At 64.4% G+C, this 334-nt stretch carries 1 protein-coding gene; it reads left to right on the top strand.

Features of this window, described 5'->3' with window-relative positions:
* On the top strand, positions 1 to 334 hold a 334-nt coding region (gene rnhA / locus EN786_RS36650; RefSeq protein ID WP_135910130.1), incomplete at both ends, for a ribonuclease HI.

The raw sequence follows: 334 nt of genomic DNA, 5'->3' as shown, positions 1-334 counted from the left end.
CATGGAGCTGCTGGCCGCCATCTCGGCGCTGAACGCGCTGAAGGAGCCTTGCGCAGTCGAGCTCCACACCGACAGCAAATACGTCATGGATGGCATTTCCAAATGGATCCATGGTTGGAAGAAGAACGGCTGGAGGACCGCCGACAAGAAGCCGGTGAAGAATGGCGATCTGTGGCAGGCGCTCGACGAGGCCACCCGACGCCACAAGGTCACGTGGAACTGGGTCAGGGGGCATGCCGGCCACACGGAGAACGAGCGCGCCGACGAGCTTGCGCGCGAAGGCATGGCGCCGTTCAAGCCGAAGCTTGCGAGGCCTGCGCCGGTTGTGGCCGCC

This window comes from Mesorhizobium sp. M4B.F.Ca.ET.143.01.1.1 (assembly GCF_004792275.1).
Classification (GTDB): Bacteria; Pseudomonadota; Alphaproteobacteria; order Rhizobiales; family Rhizobiaceae; genus Mesorhizobium; species Mesorhizobium abyssinicae.
Note: the sequence above shows the minus strand (reverse complement) of the source record. Positions and strands in the feature narration are given on the sequence as shown.